The sequence below is a fragment of the Demequina sp. NBRC 110051 genome (assembly GCF_002090055.1).
In the GTDB taxonomy this organism is placed as follows: domain Bacteria; phylum Actinomycetota; class Actinomycetes; order Actinomycetales; family Demequinaceae; genus Demequina.
The window spans coordinates 105,467-121,869 of the sequence record NZ_BBRH01000010.1; the positions used below are offsets into that span (position 1 = coordinate 105,467).

Consider the following 16,403-nt stretch of genomic DNA (forward strand, 5'->3'; position numbering starts at 1 on the left):
GTCTCCTGATCTCACGGGGGTCTGTGACTGTCGGCCATTGTCTCGCACCCCGCCAACGCCGGAGCACAGGCCACGCGGGCAGGTGGCTACACGCACGCCAAGGTGGAACAATGACCCCCATGTCTCACACGCTCGACCAGGCCGTCGCCGTCGCCGGGTATTACCCGGCCCTTGCCAACTCCGTGCTGCGCAGGGCGATCGGCGACGAGACCGTCCAGGCACACTTTGTCCACGCCGAGACCACGTTCGACGACCGCGAGGTCCGCCGCCACATGACCGTGCTGGTCCTCACGGACACCCGCCTGCTGCGTATGCACATCGACGACGGCGCCGGGCACTCTGCGGAAGGCGCGCACGAGGCCTCCGCGACCATCGAGACAGCCATGCTCACGGCCGTCACCCACACGGCGATGACCCACGTGGTGCACCACCCCGAGCACTTCGCCGACGGCGACGCACCCAGCGAGCTGGTCCTGGCCGTCGGCTGGGGAGTGCACTCGCGCATCGAGCTCGAGCCGGCCTCCTGTGGCGACGAGAACTGCGAGGCCGACCACGGCTACACCGGCGGCATTACCGGCGACGACACGCTGGTGCGTGCGAGCGCCATCGCCGACGGCGAGGAGACGGTCCGCGCCCTCGAGGACTTCGCCGACGCGCTCCAGCGGGCACTCGGCCGGCGCGGGTGAGCCTCGCCGACCGTCTGGCGGCCGCGGGCCTGAGCCTGCCCGACTACGGTCGCCGGGACCTGGGCGCCGTTCTTTCTGGCGCTCTCGCGAGCGTCGGTGCGGCCGATGCCGTGGCCGGCCGGGACGCGAAGGCCGACCAGTCTCGGCTGGGCCTGGGCAGCTGCCGCCACGTCGTGGTGGTGCTGCTCGACGGCCTGGGAAAGCTCCAGTTCGCGCCCTGGCAGGGGCACACGCCGTTTTTGCGCTCTGTCGCCCGCAAGAGCCTGACCTCGGGCTATCCCTCAACCACGGCATCGTCCCTCGCCCTGCTCGGTACGGGACGTCCGGCCGGGCAGACGGGCATGCTGGGCTACACGGTCCGCAATCCCCGCACGGGAGCGCTCGCCAACCTGGTGTCGTGGCACGGCGCGTATGACGCGCACGAGTGGCAGCCCTACCCCAGCCTCCTCGAGACCGGAACCGCCGCGGGGATCCATGTCACCGCGATCGGCAAGCAGCGCTTCGCGGGATCGGGGCTGACCCTCGCCGCCCTGCGCGGCGGCACCTTCGTCGGCGCCGAGGGCATCGATGCTCGTGTGGACGCCGCGCTCCAAGCCGCCAAGAAGCCCGGCGTGACGTACCTGTACTGGGCCGAGATCGACAAAGCGGGTCACCATCACGGCTGGGGCTCCGACGCGTGGATCGCCGAGCTCGAGGAGGCCGAGCGCGGCCTGCGCCGGCTCGCCGCATCCCTCCCGCGCGGCACGGCCATGGTGGCGACGGCGGATCACGGCATGGTGAACATCGCCGGCGCGCCGCGCTGGGACGTGGCGACCGATCCGGTCCTCGGCGAGGGCGTCGCACTGGTGGCCGGCGAGCCCCGAGCCCTGCACGTGCACCTTCGCGACGGCGAGAGCGTCGATGTCGTCGCGGCGCGATGGTCCGAGCACCTGGGGGAGGCGGCCGTCGTCGCGACCAGGGACGAGGCCCGCGCGGCAGGGCTGTTCGGCGTCATGGATCCTCACGTCGAGGAACGCGTGGGCGACCTGGTGGTGGCGATGACGGGCCGGGCAACCGTGGTGGACTCGCGCACGCAGTCGCCGGCGTCGCTTGAGCTGGTGGGCGTCCACGGCTCGCTGACGCCCGAGGAACTGCAGGTGCCGCTCTTCGTGGCCGAGGGCGCCTCGTGACCGTGAGCTGGGGCGCCATCAGCGCTGCGACGCCGCTGGTCATTGTCCCGGGCTTGGGAGACTCCGGCGCGGCTCACTGGCAGTCCCTGTGGCAGTCCGCGCACCCCCGTGCGGTGCGCACGGCGCCCGCGAGCTGGGACGCGCCCGACGTCGACGACTGGATCTCCGCCGTGGATGTGGCGGCCACGTCGTCCGTGGCAGCGACCGGGGAGTTGCCGCTGCTCGTGGCGCACTCGCTCGGCACCTATGCGGCGGCCTGGTGGCTCGCGGCTCACCCCGGCCGTGCGCGGGCCGCTCTGCTGGTGGCGCCTCCCGATCCCGGGCGCGACGATGCCCCGGAGGCCATTCGCGGATTCCACCGCGAGGCGCTGCCACGCATCCCGGTGCCGGCCGTTGCGGTCGCCAGCACGGACGACCCCTACGGCTCGCTCGGCCATGCCAGGTGGTACTCCGAGCAGGTGGGTGCGCGGCTCGAGGTCGCCGGCGCCTACGGCCACCTCAACGACCGATCGGGACTGGGCTCGTGGGAGTCCGGCCTCGCGCTGCTCGAGGAACTCGCGGTCTCCACGAACGCTTAGTCGTTCTTCGCGCCGAAGACGATCTCGTCCCAGCTCGGCACGGACGAGCGCCCACGCTTGGTTGACTTGCGCTCGGGAGCGGGCGTCTCTGATGCCTCCGGGGCGCTCGAGGCGCTCGGAGCCGAGGCGTCCGCGCCGGAGGAGCGTCGCGCCGATCCCGCGGGGTGGCCCATCGAGCCGGCCGGGGGAGAGCTGAAGCCCACGTCGGCCTGGCGCTGGCGCTGCACGGCGGGGCCGAAGCCCTCGAAGCCGCCGTCGTCGTCGTGATCGTCAAGGTCCTCGGGCTCCACGGAGTCCCGCGTGCCGCGGCGCGTGTCGAGGTCCTCGAGCAGAAGCTCGGTTTGCGTGGGCTCCGTCTCGAGCGGTGCCGGCATCGCCGGGCGCACCTGATCCAGCGGAGCGGCCTCGTCCTTGACCTCGCGCACGGCGCTGAGGTGGCGCTTGGGGATGGGGACATCGAGCAGCTCGGTCTCGCTGAGCCACCTGGACTCGTCATCGAGCGCGGTGACCGCCCGCGCGGCGTGGTCGAAGGCCCACTGGGCGCGCACGTTGCGTCCGTCGACCCTGTAGTCGGCCGCGACCATCCACGGTTCGTCGATCTCGCGCCAGGCGTCCCAGACCACGGCCTCGGGGTCCACGCCACGTCCGGCCAGGCGGTCGGTGACGAGGTCGCCCAGGACGGGGGAGTCGCTCTCGCGCCCAATACGCGTGCCGCGAGCCAGATCGGCGATGTAGGAGCGCTCCGCGAGCACCGGGCCCTCGTAGCGCTCGAGGAGCGCGTAGGGCTGGCCCGTGAGCTCTGACAGCTCGGCGGCGTTGAGGCCGCCGCGGATGCGCTGCTGAATCTCCTTGGGGCTCATGGTCGCCGTGCCGGGCTCGGCCTGCTCCTCGGTGCGGCGCGGCCGCACGGTCGCGACGGCGCGGCGCAGATCGTCGGTGAGCTCGAGCTCGAACTGCTCGCCCGACTCCGTGGCGAGCACCAGGTGGTCGCCGTCGTCTCCGGGTCGCACGAAGGAAAGTCGCGTCATGCGATCAGGGTGCCACGCGGGCGGGACAAATGCCGCTCGCGCCACGCGCGTGGCGGGAATCGTTGCGACGGTCGCCGGCTTTGGCAGGATGGCCGGCATGGCGACTCCCCAAGAACTCCTGGACGTGGCACGCGCGCTGGCGAGCGAGGCGGGCGCCCTCATTCGCGACGGCCGGGCGCAGGCACAGGTCGCGGCCACCAAATCATCGGACGTGGACATCGTCACTCAGATGGATCTCGCCTCGGAGCAATTGCTGCGCGAACGCATCGCCCAGTGGAGACCGGGCGACGGCATCCTGGGGGAGGAGGGCGACGACGTCCCGAGCGAAACGGGCATCACCTGGGTGCTCGACCCCATCGATGGCACGGTGAACTATCTCTACGGGATCCCGTACTACGGGGTGTCGGTGGCGGCCGTGAGTGGTCCCGCGAACACTCACGAGTGGCGCCTCGAGGCCGCCGCGATCAGCGACGCCACCGGCGAGCTGTGGTGCGCCGCACGTGGTGAGGGTGCCTACCGAGGCGACCACCGCATCGGCCGCCGTGACACCACCTCGATGGACCGCACGTTGCTCGCCACCGGCTTCCAATACACGGCCGCCAGGCGAGCCCGCCAGGGCGAGATCGTCGCGCGGCTCCTGGGCCAGGTACGCGACATCCGCCGCCAGGGTGCGGGAGCGATCGACCTGTGCCACGCCGCTGCAGGCACGGTGGACGCGTATTACGAGCACGGACTCAAGGCGTGGGACATCGCCGCCGGCTCGCTCATCGCGCAGGAGGCCGGGCTGAAGGTCGCCGGTGTCGGCGGAGGACCGGCCGACGAGGGGCTCGTGATCGCGGCGCATCCCGACCTCTGGGACGCGCTTCACGACGCGCTCATGGAGGCCAGCGCGGGGCCTCTCGCGGACGACTCGCGCGGTTAGGGTCGCGCGAACGGTGTTTTTGGGGCACAATGCCTGCGCCCGAGGGAACAAAACGCCCCCGCGCAGCATTGTGTACACGCATGTTGCACACTCGAAGGGAAGAACTGCCTGATGGCAACTGATTACGACGCTCCCCGCAAGACCGATGACGAGATCTCGGCCGACTCGATCGAGGAGCTGAAGGCCCGCCGCAACGACAAGTCGTCGGGCGTGGTCGACGAGGACGAGACGGAGGCGGCCGAAGGCTTTGAGCTGCCCGGCGCCGACCTGTCCGGCGAGGAGCTCTCCGTGCGCGTCCTTCCTGCTCAGCAGGATGAATTCACGTGCATGTCGTGCTTCCTGGTCCACCACCGCAGCCAGCTGGCTGAGATGCGTGGCGACCAGCCGATCTGCTCGGAGTGCGCGGCCTAAGCGGCCGTTGACGATGGCTTCGCTCGACGTACTGGTCACCACGACCGGCCCCGACGTCCCCCTACCTCGGTACTCGCATCCAGGCGATGCGGGTGCCGACATCATCACGCGCGTGGACGTGGATCTGGGCCCCGGCGAGCGAGCCACCGTCCCTACCGGACTCTCGATCGCGCTGCCCGACGGGTACGCCGCGTTCGTGCACCCCCGCTCGGGCCTCGCGGCGCGTCACGGCATCACCGTCGTGAACGCCCCGGGCACCGTCGACGCGGGATACCGCGGCGAGATCCAGGTCACGCTGCTCAACACCGACGCGACCGAGGCGGTCTCGCTCAAAGCGGGCGACCGCATCGCGCAGCTGGTGATCCAGCGCGTCGAGAAGGCCGCCTTTGTCGAGGTCGAACGCCTGCCGGGCTCCCACCGGGGCGAGGGTGGATTCGGCTCGACGGGGGTGCGCGATGTCTGAGACCCCCCAGGAGACGCCCGACGAGTCGTCCGCCGGCGCTATCCCCGACCCGCTCGCGGGACTCGAGGTCCTCGACGGGCCGTGGTCGGTGGGCGAGGAGTCCTCCGACGCGCGCTTCGTCGACTTTGGCGCGCTGCGCATCGGCGCCGTCGACGGCCTGCAGATGCGAGCCGAGTTCGACGCCAAGACGCGCCAGTGTGGCGCGGTCTCCGTGCGCTCGGGCGACGTCCAGGTCCAGCTCCAGGTCATCGCCGCCCCGCGCGGCGAGAGCCGCTGGACCGACCTGCGTCCGCGCATGGCCGAGCAGCTGCGCGCCAGGGGCTCGCAGGTCTCGGTCGACGAGGGCCGCTACGGCCCCGAGCTCGCCGTCCTGCGCCCCCACAAGCGGCCCGACGGCAAGATCATCGCGATTCCCATGCGCGTGCAGGGCATCGACGGCGACCGTTGGCTGCTGAAGGTCACGAGCATCGGCCCCAGCGTGCACCAGGAGTCCACCCGGGCCCGCGTGGATGCGCTCATTTCTCGCTGTGCCGTGGCGCGAGGCGAGGGAGCGGCCGTCGCCGGCTCCGTCCTCACGCTGACGCCGCCTGCGGGATCTCCGGCACCCGGAAGGCCGGGAGGCACCGCATGAGCGTGGCGCCCGCACACCAGCGGATCGCCGATGCCGTGGCTCGCGAGGTCGCGACCGTCTCGGGCCGCATCGTGTCCCTCCAGATCGAGCCGCACGACGCGGCTCCCCAGCTCACCGCGCGGCTCGACGACGGCACGGGCAGAATCGACGCCGTGTTCATGGGCCGACGCGCCATCCCCGGCATCGAGGCGGGTGCCCACGTGACCCTCAAGGGCCGCGTGTCGCACGCCGAGGCGATGCCGCGAATCTACAACCCCCAGTACTGGCTCGCATGAGCGGCGAGGAGCCGCAGCGCGAGGTGCCGGTTGACCACCACGAGCGGGCCGGCGACTCGGCGTCCGATGCCGTGCAGGCTGGGCCCGACGGCTCGCCACGTTCCGTGGGCGGCCTGGGCAAGGTCCTCGAATCCGACGATTTCAATCTGGCCGATGCCGTGGGCGGCTGGCGAGGCTTCGCCGAGGCCGCCGCACCAGGCGTGGTCTTCGTGATCGCGTACCTCATCGACGGCTCGATGCGCGTTCCCGTGATCGCGGCCGTGATCACGATGCTCATCCTAGTTGCCATGCGGCTGGTGCAGCGGTCGTCCATCCAGCAGGCGCTGTCGGGCGCCGTGGGCGTGGGCATCGGCGCCGTGTGGGCGTGGCGCACGGGCGAGCCCAGCGACTACTTCGCGGGCGGGCTGCTGCTCAATGCCGCCTATCTGGTGGGCCTGCTGATCTCGATGGCGGTGCGCTGGCCCGTGGTCGGCATCGTCGCGGGCCTCCTGCGCGGCGAGGGTACCGGGTGGCGTGACAACAAGCGCGAGATGAAGGCCATGCAGATCGCGACGGCGTTGCTCACAGCGATGTTTGCCCTGCGCCTCGCCGTCCAGGTCCCGCTGTACCTCGCCGACCAGGTGGCGGCGCTCGGAACGGCTCGCCTGGTGATGGGCGTGCCGCTGTTCGCGCTTACTCTGTGGGCGGTGTGGCTCGTGGTGCAGAGCGCAAGACCGGCGTCAGAGACTCCGGATCCGCCTCAGCCGACACGATAAACAGCAGCTCGTCGTAGGCCTCGAGGGTGTCCGCGGGGCTGGGTGCGATGGTGCGGTCTCCGCGCACAATGCAGGACAGCACGATCTCCTGAGGCCACTCGATGGAGCGCACCGTGGAGCCCACGACGGGGGAGTCGGCGGGCAGCGTGACCTCCATGATCGAGGCGCCGGACTGGTGGAAGGTGAAGACCTTCACCAGGTCGCCCACGGCGACGGCCTCCTCGACCATCGCCGTCATGATGCGCGGCGTCGAGACCGCGACGTCCACACCCCACTGCGCGTCATACATCCACTCGTTGCGAGGGTTGTTCACGCGGGCAACGGTGCGCGGTACGCCGAACTCGGTCTTGGCCAAGAAGGACACCACCAGGTTGGCCTTGTCGTCACCGGTGGCGGCGACGACCACGTCCATGGTCTCGGTGCCGGCCTCGCGCAGCGCGGCCATCTCGCAGGCGTCGGCAAGCATCCACTCGGCCTCGGCCACCTGGGCGACACGCATGGCGGCGGGGGAGACATCCATCAGCAGGACCTCGTGGCCGTGCTCCAACAGGTCGCGCGCGATCGAACGACCCACCGAACCGGCGCCGGCGATCAGGACCCTCATGAGTTTCCTCCCGGGCCTCGCGACACGGTGCGTTCGGCATGCTTGCTCTCGGCGTCAGGGATGGCGAACCAGACCTCGTCGTCCACCTGGACCACCGTGGTGGGTTCGGGCAGCACGGCCTTGCCGAAGCGCACCAGATAGGCGATGCGGGCGTGGCTCGCGTCTTGCAACGCCGTGACCGTGGAGCCCACCCAGCCCTCGTGCAGGGACAGGCGGCGCACGGCAATCCCCGCGGTTTCATCGGTGAAGCCCTCGTCGGCCCCGCCGGGAAGCAGCCGGGACACGATCTGTGCGCTCGTCCACGGCACCGGAGCGACGGTCGGGATGCCCAGGCGGCGATAGACCTCGGCGCGTCCTGGGTCCGCGATGCGTGCCACCACGTTGTCCACGCCGTACGTCTCGCGCACCACACGGGCGGCGAGGATGTTGGAGTTGTCACCCGAGGAGACGGCGGCGAAGCCGTAGGCGTCCTCGACACCCGCCGACACGAGAGTCTCGCGGTCAAAACCGATGCCGGTGATGCGCTGACCCTGGAAATCGGCCGGAAGACGACGGAAGGCGTCGCCCACGCGATCGATCACGGCCACGGAATGGCCGCGTGACTCGAATTGGCCGGCCAACGCCGCGCCGGTGCGCCCGCAGCCCATGATGACGATGTGCACGGGAACCCACGGTATACCCACCCGCCCCTAGGATGGTGCGACGTGACAGGAGTTGGGGATCGTCTGCGACGCCTCGTGTTCGGGGCGCCCGTCGCGACCGACGCCGCCGTGCCGGTGACGCTGCGCTCGCGCCTGGCCCTTCCGGTGTTCGGCGCCGGCATTCTTTCCGCCGTCGCGTATGCGCCCGATGCCGTGGTGGATGCCCTGCGTCGCGGCAGCCAGCAGGGTGCGATCCCCTTCATGGCGGTCGGCGTGGTCGCGATCATGCTGCTCCTGGCGGCCGCGTACCGCTCCAACATCCACGCGCGCCCCGACGACCTGGGCGACTACGGGTTGGTGCGCGACGTGCTGGGCCGCGGCGCGGGAGTGGTGACGGGCGCCGCGGTGCTCGTCGACTACCTCTTTACGGTCGCCGTGTCCGTCGCAGCGATCACGCAGATCATCGCCTTCATGATCCCCGAACTGCAGCCGTATGACTCGCTCGTGGGCGTGGTGTTGGTGGGACTTATCACGATCGTCGCGCTGCGCGTGGTGCGCGAGCGGGCCCGCCTGCTGCTCGCGGTCTGGTTCGGCTTCCTCGTCGTCATCGCCGTGATGCTCGCGCTCGGGGTCGCTCGCCAGCACACTGTGGGTTCCCCGATCGCCCCCAACGCCCCCGAGACGTGGTCAATCTGGTTCGCCTACGCGGGCGCCATCGCCTCGGGCGCCGTCATGGTCACGGGCATCGAGCACCTCGCCGCGTCCGCCCCAAACCACGCCGAACCGCGCGCCAAGCGCGCCGGTCGCACGCTGATGCTGGCGGTCATCGCCTCCGCCCTGGCGTTCTTCGTGGTCGCGCTGCTGTCGTGGCTGTATCGGATTACCGGCTGGTCGAAGGGCCCCATCCTGCTCCAGGTGGCGCAGGAGGTCTTCGACTTCACCGCCGCCGTGTGGATCATCGCGCTGTTTGCCGCGGGCATCCTCTACGTCGCTGTCATGTCCGTCTTCAGGCGCTTCTCGAGCCTGGGCGCGATCCTCGCGCGCGACGCCTACCTGCCCCGCCAGCTGTCCCAGCGCAACGACAGGTTGGTGCTGCGCGGAGGCATCCTCATCATCGCGGGCTTCTCCGCGGCGGGCGTGGTCTTCGCGGGTGCCGAGGTCGAGACCCTCATCCACATGTACGTGGTGGGCGTTTTCGCCGCCATCGTGATGAGCCAGATCGCGATGGTGCGATGGACCACCGCGAAGCTGGGCCTCGCCACGGAGTCCAAGACGCGCGCCACGCTGCAGGCACGCCGCGTCCTCCACACCGTGGCCGCGGTCGTCGCGGCGCTCGTGTGGATCGTGGTCGCGGTCTTCAACTTCCTCAACGGCGCCTGGATCGCGATCGCGCTCATCGCGATCCTCATCGTCCTCATGCACGCCGTCAACAAGCATTACGCGGCGGTGCGCGCGGACGTGCGCCTGCAGAAGGCGGACCTCGCGGTCGCGCTTCCCAGCGCCACGCACGGCGTGGTCCTCGTCAACCAGCTCCACCGGCCCGCCATCCGCGCCCTCGCGTATGCGAAGGCAGCACGCCACTCGTCGCTCGAGGCCGTGGCCGTCCAGACCGAGCGCGAGGGCACCCAGGAGCTGCAACGCATGTGGGGCAAGATCGACTCTGGCGTGCCGCTGGTGGTGCTCGACTCGCCGTATCGCGACCTCGTGGCGCCGGTGCTTGACCACATCCGTCGCATCCACCGCACCAACCCGCGCGAGGTGGTCGTGGTGTACGTCCCCGAATACATCGTGGGCCGCTGGTGGGAGAGCTTCTTGCACAACCGCGCCACCACGCGCCTGCGCGACCAGCTCTTGGGGCTGAAGGGTGTCGTCGTGGCCGCGGTGCCGTGGCACCTCGAATCCGCCCGTGAGGCCGTCGCCGTCGAAGAGGCGCCCGCACCAGGGGAGCAGCTGCCGTGACCGATATCGAACTCACCGTCGGGGCGCCCGCCCACGGCGGCCACTGCGTGGCCCGTCACGAGGGCCGTGTGGTCTTCGTCCGCCACGCCTTGCCCGGCGAGCGCGTGCGTGCGCGGCTCACCGAGGCAGGTGAGGACGCCAAACTGTGGCGGGCCGATGCCGTCGAGATCCTCGAGGCCTCCGACGATCGCGTGGAGTCGCCCTGGCCCGAGGCGGGCCCCGGCGGCGTGGGCGGCGGCGAACTGGGACACGTGGCCCTCGCCGCGCAGCGCGAGTGGAAGCTCGCCGTGGTGCAGGAGTCGTTCGAACGCTTCGCCGGGCGGGGCTTTGAGGGCACCGTCACGGCCGTGGAGGGCGACGACGACGCGGGTGGCCTGCGCTACCGCACTCGGGTGAGCGCGACGGCCGATGCCGAGGGCAAGGCCGCGATGCACGCGCACCGCAGCGACACGCTTCACGCGATCGCGGCCATGCCGCTGGCCGTGCCCGAGGTCGAGGAGGCGCTCGTCGGCTCTCGCTTCCCGGCAGGCGCGCGCGTCCAGGTCGCTCAGGGCAGTGACGGCACCGTGCGCGTGGTGGTCGACGGCGCCCCGTGGCGTGCCGGCAAGAAGGACAGCCGTTCCAACGCGCCGCGCACCCTGCGCGAGAGCGTCACCATCGACGGCGAGACGTGGGAGTACAAGGTCGACGCCGACGGCTTCTGGCAAGTCCACCGGGGCGCCCCTCAGCTCTTGGTGTCGGAGGTGCTGCGGCGCGTGGGCGACGCCGCGAGCGTGGCCGACCTCTACGCGGGCGCGGGTCTGTTCAGCCTGCCGCTTGCGGCGAGCGGCCGGACCGTCACTTCGGTCGAGGCGGATCGCGGCGCGTCTCGCGCAGCCAGGCGCAACCTCCACGCGTATCCGGAGGCGAGGATCGTCCATGGTGACGTGCGTCGCACACTCGACCACGGCATCGGCCGTCCTGACGCCGTTGTCGTCGACCCGCCACGTTCGGGTGCGGGCCGGCGCACCCTCGAGGCTCTCGCGGCGACGGGAACACCGCGCGTCGTATATGTCGCGTGCGACCCCGTGGCGCTCGCCCGCGACACGGCGCTGTTGGCCGAGCGCGGATACCGCCTGGAGGACGCCCAGGCCTTCGACCTGTTCCCCATGACGCACCACGTCGAGACGGTAGCGACCTTTACCTCCCTTTGACCGCCCCAAGGGTCTGACGGCGTCGTGATGGCCGATAGGATGGCGGCGGACACGAACCTATGGGAGGTTGCTGCATGAGCGAGAACACGCTGGGATCCAAGGCCACACTGGATGTGGACGGAAAGTCCTACGAGATCTACCGACTCGGGGCGGTCCCCGGTTTGGAGAAGCTTCCGTTCTCACTCAAGGTCCTCGCCGAGGCGCTGCTGCGCACCGAGGACGGCGCCAACATCACCGCGGATCACGTCAACGCCCTCGCGACGTGGGACCCGCAGGCCGACCCCGACACCGAGATTCAGTTCACGCCCGCGCGCGTGGTGATGCAGGACTTCACCGGTGTGCCCTGTGTCGTGGACCTCGCGACCATGCGCGAGGCCGTCGCGGAGCTGGGCGGTGACCCCTCGGTCATCAACCCGCTCGCACCCGCGGAGATGGTCATTGACCACTCCGTGGTCATCGACGTGTTCGGACGCAAGGACGCGCTGGAGCGCAACACCGACCTCGAGTACCAGCGCAACCGCGAGCGCTACCAGTTCCTGCGCTGGGGCCAGACCGCCTTCGACAACTTCAAGGTGGTGCCCCCGGGCACCGGCATCGTCCACCAGGTGAACCTCGAGTACCTGGCGCGCGGCGTGATGACCAAGGACGTCGACGGCGCTACCCAGGCCTACCCTGACTCCTGTGTGGGCACCGACTCGCACACCACCATGATCAACGGCCTGGGCGTGCTGGGCTGGGGTGTGGGCGGCATCGAGGCCGAGGCCGCCATGCTGGGCCAGCCCGTCTCCATGCTCATTCCCCGCGTGGTGGGCTTCAAGCTCACCGGCGCGATCCCTGCCGGCGCGACCGCCACCGACGTGGTGCTCACCATCACCCAGATGCTGCGCGAACACGGCGTGGTGGGCAAGTTCGTCGAGTTCTACGGCGAGGGCGTGGGCGCGGTGCCGCTGGCCAACCGCGCGACTATCGGCAACATGTCGCCCGAGTTCGGCTCGACCGCCGCGATCTTCCCGATCGACGGCGTCACCATCGACTACCTGAAGCTCACTGGCCGCTCCGCGGACCAGGTGGCGCTTGTCGAGGCATATTGCAAGGAACAGGGCATGTGGCACGACCCCTCGGCCGAGGGCTACGTCGAGCCGGTGTTCTCCGAGTACCTCGAACTGGACCTGTCGACGGTCGTCCCGTCGATCGCCGGCCCCAAGCGCCCGCAGGACCGCATCGAGCTCACCGATGCCAAGGCGTCGTTCGGCAAGTCGATCCTGAACTACGCGGAGCACGAGGAGCTCCACGGGCTCGACGAGTCCGTCGAGGAGACCTTCCCCGCGTCCGACCCGATCGCCGCGGAGGCTCATGCGAATGACGCTCCGGCGCCGCGCGAGTCCAGCGCCGACATCCGCAAGCGCCGCCCGCACAAGCACGTACCGCTGACGCTGGCAGACGGCACCGAGACCGCTCTTGACCACGGCGCCGTGGTGATCGCCTCGATCACCTCGTGCACCAACACCTCGAACCCGTCGGTCATGCTCGCTGCCGCGCTGCTGGCGCGCAACGCCAACGAGCGCGGACTCAACGTCAAGCCCTGGGTGAAGACGTCGATGGCGCCCGGCTCGCAGGTCGTCACCGACTACTACGAGAAGGCCGGGCTCTGGCCCGACCTCGAGGCGCTGGGCTACCACCTGGTCGGCTACGGCTGCACCACGTGCATCGGCAACTCGGGCCCGCTGCCCGAGGAGGTGTCGCAGGCGGTCAACGACAACGACCTCGCGGTCGTCTCGGTCCTGTCGGGTAACCGTAACTTCGAGGGTCGCATCAACCCCGACGTGAAGATGAACTACCTCGCGTCGCCGCCGCTCGTCATCGCCTACGCGCTGGCCGGCACCATGGACCACGACTTCGAGACCGACCCCCTGGGTCAGGACACCGACGGCAACGACGTGTTCCTGCGCGACATCTGGCCTTCGGCCGCCGAGGTCGAGGAGATCGTCGGCTCGTCGATCACCGAGGACATGTTCGCCAAGGACTACGCGGACGTGTTCGCCGGCGATGCCCGCTGGCAGCAGCTGCCCACGCCCGACGGCAAGACGTTCGAGTGGGCCGACGACTCGACCTACGTGCGTAAGCCCCCGTACTTCGAGGGCATGGCCGCCCAGCCCGAGCCGGTCGAGGACATCGCCGGCGCCCGCGTGCTGGCGCTGCTGGGCGACTCGGTCACGACCGACCACATCTCGCCCGCCGGCGCGATCAAGCCCGACAGCCCCGCGGGTGTCTACCTCGCCGAGCACGGCGTGGAGCGTCGCGACTTCAACTCGTACGGCTCGCGTCGCGGCAACCACGAGGTGATGATCCGAGGCACGTTCGCGAACATTCGCCTGAAGAACCTGCTGCTCGATGGCGTTGAGGGTGGCTTCACGTACAACTTCATCAAGGGCGAGCAGGACACCATCTACGACGCCGCGCAGGACTACGCTGCGGCCGGCACCCCGCTGGTGGTGCTGGGCGGTAAGGAGTACGGCTCGGGCTCGTCGCGTGACTGGGCCGCCAAGGGCACGCGCCTGCTGGGTGTGCGTGCCGTCATCACCGAGAGCTTCGAGCGTATCCACCGCTCGAACCTCATCGGCATGGGCGTCCTTCCGCTCCAGTTCCCGGCAGGCGAGTCCGCCTCGTCGCTGGGCCTGGACGGTACCGAGACCTTCGACATCCCTGGTGTGTCCTCGTTCTCGAACGGCGAGCACCCCAAGTCGCTGCCGGTCAAGGCTACGAAGGCCGATGGCTCGGTCGTCGAGTTCGATGCCGTGGTCCGCGTCGACACGCCCGGTGAGGCCGACTACTTCCGCAACGGCGGCATCCTGCAGTACGTGCTGCGCTCGCTCGTGAGCGCGTAAGGCCCTCTCGCGGGCTCGTCCCGCATCGCTCCGCGCGCCCGTGTTCCCGTGAGGGGAGCGGGCGCGCGGTCGCGTGGGGGCGGCCCTATGGACGCGGCCGTGTGAACACGGCCGTATGAAGACCGTGGCGTGTGCGACGGCGCGCCGCAGGACCCGTACAGTGGTCGTTTACCGTATGTCGCGCTTGGAGGCGACGTGCGAACCGTCAGATCTCGCCTCGCGGCGGGCCCGCCGAACGTCAGGAGAACCGCGTGCTGGAGCGCATCGAGTCACCCCGGGATCTCGACTCGTTGACCGCCGAGGAACTCACGGAACTCGCTCAGGAGATTCGCGACTACCTGGTGTCTTCGGTGTCGCTCACGGGTGGCCACCTGGGCCCCAATCTCGGCGTGGTGGAGCTCACCCTTGGCCTCCACCGCGTGTTTGACTCGCCGCGCGACCCCATCGTGTTCGACACCGGTCACCAGTCCTACGTGCACAAACTGCTCACCGGCCGGCAGGACTTCTCCGCGCTGCGCACACGCGACGGAATTGCCGGCTACCCGCAGCGCTCCGAGTCCGAGCATGATGTGGTCGAGAATTCCCACGCCTCGACCGCCGTGTCGTGGGCCGCGGGCATCGCGCGCGGCCACACGCTGCGCGGCGAGGACGAGCGCACCACCGTCGCGGTCATCGGCGACGGGGCTCTCACCGGCGGTATGGCGTGGGAGGCGCTGAACTCGGTGGCGGCGTCACACGACCGTGTGGTCATCGTCGTCAACGACAACGGCCGCTCGTACGCCCCGACCATCGGTGGCCTGGCCCGCAGGCTCGACGGCATTCGCACCGATCCGCGTTACGAACAGTTCCTGGGCTGGGGCAAGCGCACCTTCGAGGGCCGCGGGCCGTGGCGCAACTTCACCTATCAGACCGTGATGCACGGCAAGCGTGCGGTGAAGGGCCTCATCGCCGACCCCGGAATGTTCGACGACCTGGGCCTGAAGTACGTGGGCCCCGTGGACGGACACAACCTCGAGCAGGTCGAGGCTGCCCTCAGCCACGCGAAGTCCTTCGGCGGCCCGGTCATCGTGCACGTCCTCACCGAGAAGGGTCGCGGCTACACGCCCGCCGAGGAGGACGTCGCCGACCGGTTCCACGCGGTGGGGCGCATTCACCCCGAGACCGGCCTGCCCGTCAAGCCATCCCGCTTTGGCTGGACCAAGGTGTTCGCGGAGGAGATCCTGCAGGTAGCGGGGGAGCGCGACGACGTGGTGGCGCTCACGGCAGCGATGCTCGCGCCCGTGGGCCTCCAGCCCCTCGCCGACGCCTACCCCGACCGCGTGATCGACGTGGGTATCGCCGAGCAGCACGCGGTGACGTCCGCGGCCGGATTGGCCTTCGCGGGCATGCACCCCGTCGTCGCCGTCTACGCGACCTTCCTCAACCGCGCCTTCGACCAGGTCCTGATGGACGTCGCCCTGCACGGCGCGGGCGTCACCTTCATGCTCGACCGCGCAGGCATCACCGGCGATGACGGCCCCAGCCACAACGGCATGTGGGACATGGCGCTACTGAGGCACGTCCCGGGCCTGCGTATCGCCGCACCGCGCGACGCATCCACGCTGCGCCGTGCCTTCCGCGACGCCATCGACGTGGACGACGCCCCCACGGTGGTGCGCTACCCCAAGGGCCCCGTGGGCGACGACCTGCCGGCCGTGCGTGCGGTGGGGGATCTGGACGTGCTGTCTGAATCTGTCTCCGAGGCCGACGGCCCCCGCGTGGTGGTGTTGGGCCTGGGATCGATGGCCGCTACCGCGATCGACACGGCCGCGAAGCTCGCCGCCGACGGCGTCTCCGTCGTGGCTGCGACCGCGACGTGGGTCCACCCGGTGCCGGACGGGCTCGAGGAGCTCACCGCGGGCGCCGAGCTGATCGTCACCATCGAGGACGGGCTGGTCGACGCGGGCATCGGCCAGGAGTGGGCCGAGTATGCGCGCCTCACGGGCGGCTCCGGCACCTGGGTGCACCACGGCGTGCCCCGCGAGTTCCTCGCGCACGCCTCGCGTGATCAGATTGTCGAGCAGGTGGGCCTCGACGCGTCCGCCATCGCCGACGGCGTCATCGCGGCGCTCGACTGATCTGTCCCCGACTGACAGCCTGAACCGGATCGAGCGGCGACGCGCCGCTCATCAGGGACCGTAGCGCGCCCTCGCCGGCGTGGCGC

16 protein-coding genes are annotated in these 16,403 nt (G+C 70.3%); 13 read left to right on the forward strand and 3 right to left on the reverse strand.

Annotated elements, in window-relative coordinates; all coding sequences use genetic code 11:
• Nucleotides 1–119: 119 nt before the first annotated feature.
• Genes B7K20_RS05220 through B7K20_RS05230 form a run of 3 tightly spaced genes read left to right on the forward strand, consistent with a single transcriptional unit; the run spans nt 120 to nt 2,433 of the window.
• Complete coding sequence (locus tag B7K20_RS05220; RefSeq protein WP_234985726.1) at nt 120–686, forward strand: DUF5998 family protein; 567 nt, start codon at nt 120–122, stop codon at nt 684–686.
• Nucleotides 683–1,855: an alkaline phosphatase family protein gene (locus tag B7K20_RS05225; protein WP_084101269.1), complete on the forward strand. Its 1,173-nt coding sequence runs from the start codon at nt 683–685 to the stop codon at nt 1,853–1,855. The genes B7K20_RS05220 and B7K20_RS05225 overlap by 4 nt, the downstream gene beginning before the upstream one ends.
• Nucleotides 1,852–2,433: an alpha/beta hydrolase gene (locus B7K20_RS05230; protein ID WP_200809027.1), complete on the forward strand. Its 582-nt coding sequence runs from the start codon at nt 1,852–1,854 to the stop codon at nt 2,431–2,433. The genes B7K20_RS05225 and B7K20_RS05230 overlap by 4 nt, the downstream gene beginning before the upstream one ends.
• On the opposite strand, the gene sepH is transcribed toward B7K20_RS05230, so the two are convergent.
• Nucleotides 2,430–3,461: a septation protein SepH gene (gene sepH, locus B7K20_RS05235; RefSeq protein ID WP_084101444.1), complete on the reverse strand. Its 1,032-nt coding sequence runs from the start codon at nt 3,459–3,461 to the stop codon at nt 2,430–2,432. The two genes, B7K20_RS05230 and sepH, sit on opposite strands and share 4 nt — an antisense overlap.
• Before the next feature lie 97 nt (nt 3,462–3,558).
• Here sepH and B7K20_RS05240 point away from each other — a divergent pair, with 97 nt between their 5' ends.
• The 6 genes from B7K20_RS05240 to B7K20_RS05265 all read left to right on the forward strand — a co-directional run bounded on the left by B7K20_RS05240 (nt 3,559) and on the right by B7K20_RS05265 (nt 6,918).
• Nucleotides 3,559–4,383: an inositol monophosphatase family protein gene (locus tag B7K20_RS05240; protein WP_084101271.1), complete on the forward strand. Its 825-nt coding sequence runs from the start codon at nt 3,559–3,561 to the stop codon at nt 4,381–4,383.
• A gap of 111 nt (nt 4,384–4,494) precedes the next feature.
• Nucleotides 4,495–4,794 (forward strand): DUF4193 domain-containing protein, encoded by a 300-nt coding sequence (locus B7K20_RS05245; protein ID WP_084101273.1) that lies wholly within the window; start codon nt 4,495–4,497, stop codon nt 4,792–4,794.
• A 13-nt stretch (nt 4,795–4,807) separates the two neighbouring features.
• Nucleotides 4,808–5,257, forward strand: a complete 450-nt coding sequence (gene dut / locus B7K20_RS05250; RefSeq protein WP_084101275.1) for a dUTP diphosphatase — start codon at nt 4,808–4,810, stop codon at nt 5,255–5,257.
• Entirely contained in the window at nt 5,250–5,888 is a 639-nt protein-coding gene (locus tag B7K20_RS05255) for a DUF3710 domain-containing protein (protein ID WP_084101277.1), read from the forward strand. Before dut ends, B7K20_RS05255 begins: the two co-directional genes overlap by 8 nt.
• The gene (locus tag B7K20_RS05260) at nt 5,885–6,163 is read left to right on the forward strand and encodes an OB-fold nucleic acid binding domain-containing protein (RefSeq protein WP_084101278.1); all 279 of its coding nucleotides are present in this window, start codon (nt 5,885–5,887) and stop codon (nt 6,161–6,163) included. Before B7K20_RS05255 ends, B7K20_RS05260 begins: the two co-directional genes overlap by 4 nt.
• Nucleotides 6,160–6,918, forward strand: a complete 759-nt coding sequence (locus B7K20_RS05265) for a DUF3159 domain-containing protein (protein WP_084101281.1) — start codon at nt 6,160–6,162, stop codon at nt 6,916–6,918. Before B7K20_RS05260 ends, B7K20_RS05265 begins: the two co-directional genes overlap by 4 nt.
• Here B7K20_RS05265 and B7K20_RS05270 read toward each other — a convergent pair.
• Nucleotides 6,836–7,522 (reverse strand): TrkA family potassium uptake protein, encoded by a 687-nt coding sequence (locus B7K20_RS05270; protein ID WP_084101283.1) that lies wholly within the window; start codon nt 7,520–7,522, stop codon nt 6,836–6,838. The two genes, B7K20_RS05265 and B7K20_RS05270, sit on opposite strands and share 83 nt — an antisense overlap.
• A complete protein-coding gene (locus B7K20_RS05275; RefSeq protein ID WP_234985727.1) occupies nt 7,519–8,184 on the reverse strand; it encodes a TrkA family potassium uptake protein in 666 nt (221 codons plus the stop codon). Before B7K20_RS05275 ends, B7K20_RS05270 begins: the two co-directional genes overlap by 4 nt.
• A 42-nt stretch (nt 8,185–8,226) precedes the next feature.
• Here B7K20_RS05275 and B7K20_RS05280 point away from each other — a divergent pair, with 42 nt between their 5' ends.
• From B7K20_RS05280 to dxs, 4 genes are all read left to right on the forward strand, one after another.
• Nucleotides 8,227–10,122: an APC family permease gene (locus tag B7K20_RS05280; protein WP_144018547.1), complete on the forward strand. Its 1,896-nt coding sequence runs from the start codon at nt 8,227–8,229 to the stop codon at nt 10,120–10,122.
• Nucleotides 10,119–11,315, forward strand: coding sequence for a class I SAM-dependent RNA methyltransferase (locus tag B7K20_RS05285; RefSeq protein ID WP_084101287.1), 1,197 nt, complete (start codon nt 10,119–10,121; stop codon nt 11,313–11,315). Before B7K20_RS05280 ends, B7K20_RS05285 begins: the two co-directional genes overlap by 4 nt.
• 74 nt (nt 11,316–11,389) lie before the next feature.
• Entirely contained in the window at nt 11,390–14,200 is a 2,811-nt protein-coding gene (gene acnA / locus B7K20_RS05290; RefSeq protein WP_084101289.1) for an aconitate hydratase AcnA, read from the forward strand.
• 251 nt (nt 14,201–14,451) lie between these two features.
• Nucleotides 14,452–16,317 (forward strand): 1-deoxy-D-xylulose-5-phosphate synthase, encoded by a 1,866-nt coding sequence (gene dxs, locus B7K20_RS05295; RefSeq protein WP_144018548.1) that lies wholly within the window; start codon nt 14,452–14,454, stop codon nt 16,315–16,317.
• The last annotated feature ends 86 nt before the right edge of the window (nt 16,318–16,403 follow it).